General features: G+C 63.9%; 3 protein-coding genes. 1 reads left to right on the forward strand and 2 read right to left on the reverse strand.

Features of this window, described 5'->3' with window-relative positions; genetic code table 11:
* Positions 1 to 584: caspase family protein (locus tag EN906_RS29670; protein WP_164762340.1), on the reverse strand; the 584-nt coding region annotated here is incomplete at its 3' end.
* 91 nt (positions 585 to 675) lie between these two features.
* On the reverse strand, positions 676 to 1,245 hold the full coding sequence (locus tag EN906_RS29675) for an NADPH-dependent FMN reductase (protein WP_127271840.1): 570 nt from the start codon (positions 1,243 to 1,245) through the stop codon (positions 676 to 678).
* Positions 1,246 to 1,450: 205 nt separating this feature from the next.
* Between EN906_RS29675 and EN906_RS29680 the strand changes: the two genes are divergently transcribed.
* Positions 1,451 to 2,800: cytochrome P450 (locus EN906_RS29680; protein ID WP_164777454.1), on the forward strand; the 1,350-nt coding region annotated here is incomplete at its 3' end.

Here is a 2,800-nt window from a genome sequence, read left to right on the forward strand (position 1 = left end):
GTCTCGCCCGGTGCGGCGGAGAAGGCGAACAGGATGTTTTCGGCGCGGCCAATCCGGCCGAGACCCGGCTTCACCTTGTCGGAGACATCCTTTGCCAGCGATGTCGCGCCGCGCCCTTCACCGCTGCTTCCCGAGAAGGGATCGCTGCGGCAGGCGTCGAGCATGATCAGGCCGACCTTGGCCGTGGCGGCCACGCTGTCGCGCACCTCTTCCAGCGGCAGGCTGGTCTTCTCCAGCGCATCGAGCGAGGAGGCGTCGGCATCGATCGGGAGCAGCCGGTTGTCGCCCGAGATTTCCACGCCGTGGCCGGAGAAGTAGACCAGCGCCACGTCGGCGCCTTTGGCATCCAGGCGAAAATCGTCGAGCGCGCGGCGCATTCGCCGCAGGTCGCGATTGGTTTCGAGGATGACCTCGAAGCCGAGCTTCTTCAGCGCCGCTGCCATCGCCTCGCCGTCATGGACCGGATTGGCGAGCGGCCGAACCAGGCGGTAGCCGTCCTCGGCTATGATCAAAGCCACGCGTCGCTCAGCCACCGCGGCGGCGGTGCTCATGAGCATCAGCAGCAAGGCAAAAAGCAAGCGCAAGTCGAACCGCCCCCCGGCTTGTCCATTTGCGCGAACATTCCACCTCTTTATCGCATGAGCAAGCAAGGCTTTTGGTGAAAAGCCGCCACTTTCAAGCGCCCCGCAGCGGCTTCAGCGCCTCGCTCCAGCGCAACAGCTCGTCGAGCATGGTTTTGGCTCCGCCCTGCACCTGTTCGCTGGCGTTGAAAGCGCCGTTCTCATCGAGCAGTTTCTGGTACATCGGCAGCGCGACGCCTTCCGAGATCGGCATGACGCCGACCGATGTCAGCAACGGCTTCAGCGCTTGCGCCGCGCGCAGGCCGCCGGAGACGCCGCCATAGCTGAAAATGGCTGCAGGCTTGTACTTCCATTCACGCGAGAGATAATCGACCGCGTTGACGATCGCCGGCGCCACGAAATAATTGTATTCCGGCGCCACGAAGACGAAGGCGTCGGCGGCATCGATCGCTTTCGACCAGGCCTTGGTATGGTCGTTCTTGTAATTGCCGAGCCTTGGATGGTGCGGTTCGTCCAGCACCGGAAGCTTGAACGTATCGATGTCGGTCAGTACCGGCTCGAATTTTCCATGCTCGCGCGCGAACGTCTCCAGCCACTCGGCAAAAACCGGTCCGGCGCGGCCTGGCCGCGTGCTGCCGATGATGATGTTCAACTGGTGCTTCAAGGCGGGCTCCTAGGTCTGGCGGTATCTGTTGGTGACCTACGGCAGGACACGGCCGCGGACAAGGCGGCACCGCCATGGAGGCGGTCACAATCGGCTGAACGGATCGCCTGCTGTGACGCCTCGGGCTGTATATTTGCGCCTGCCGTTCGGTCACATGGACGCCCGCATTGCCAGCCATTACATTGGGGTATCAGCGGAGCAGCCCATGGACATCCAGCCCGCCCCCTTCATTCCCCCGGCGCCGAAGCCGCGCACCACGCCGCCCTCGACGCTGGAGATGATCCGCATCGTCTACCGCAACCCGCTCGAATTGTGGGGTGAGCACACCTACAACGAGCCGTGGATCTCGGCCAGTGGTGTTGGTGGACATCTGATCGTCGCCAATGATCCCGGCCTGATCCGCCATGTGCTGGTCGACAATGCCAGGAACTACAAGATGGCGACGGTGCGTCAGAAGATCCTGCGGCCGATCCTGCGCGATGGCCTGCTGACCGCCGAGGGCGAGGTCTGGAAGCGGTCGCGCAAGGCGATGGCGCCGGTGTTCACGCCGCGCCACATCTTCGGCTTCGCCCAGCCGATGCTGAGACGCACGCTGGACTTCGTCGCCCGCTACGAAGACGGCGGCACGTCCGACATCGCCCATGACATGACGCTGCTCACCTACGACATCCTGGCCGAGACGCTGTTTTCCGGCGAGATATCGGGCGAGCCTGGCAGTTTCGCCAACGAGATCGACCGCCTGTTCGAGACCATGGGTCGCGTCGATCCGCTCGATCTGTTGCGCGCGCCCGACTGGCTGCCGAGGCTGACCCGTATCCGCGGCCGCAAGACCATGGCCTATTTCCGCAAGATCGTCACCGACACTGTCAAGATGCGCGAAGCGAAATTCAAGCGCGACCCCGATGCCGTGCCGCAGGATTTCCTGACGCTGCTGCTCAAGGCCGAGGGACCCGATGGACTGACGCGGGCCGAGGTAGAGGACAACATCATCACCTTCATCGGCGCCGGCCATGAGACGACCGCGCGGGCTCTGGGCTGGACACTGTATTGCCTGGCTGAATCGCCGTGGGAGCGCGACCGGGTCGAGCAGGAGATCGACCAGGTGTTGGCGCGCGAGCCCGATCCGACGAAATGGCTCGATGCCATGCCGTTCACGCGTGCGGCTTTCGACGAAGCGCTCAGGCTGTATCCGCCGGCGCCGTCGATCAACCGCGAGCCGATCGAACCGGAAATGTGGAAGGATCTTCATATCCCCAAGCACGCCGCGGTGCTGGTGATGCCCTGGGTCGTGCATCGCCACAGGAAACTGTGGGACCGGCCGGATGCCTTCCTGCCGGAGCGCTTCCATCCGGGAAATCGCGAAAAGATCGACCGCTTCCAGTATCTGCCGTTTGGCGCGGGTCCGCGCGTCTGCATCGGCGCCAGCTTCGCCATGCAGGAGGCGATCATCGCGCTGGCGATCATGCTGTCGCGCTTCCGCTTCGACACGACAGCCGAAACCAAACCCTGGCCTGTACAGAAACTGACCACGCAGCCGCAAGGCGGTCTGCCGATG

It is taken from the genome of Mesorhizobium sp. M7A.F.Ca.CA.004.06.1.1, assembly GCF_003999135.1.
Taxonomy (GTDB): domain Bacteria; phylum Pseudomonadota; class Alphaproteobacteria; order Rhizobiales; family Rhizobiaceae; genus Mesorhizobium.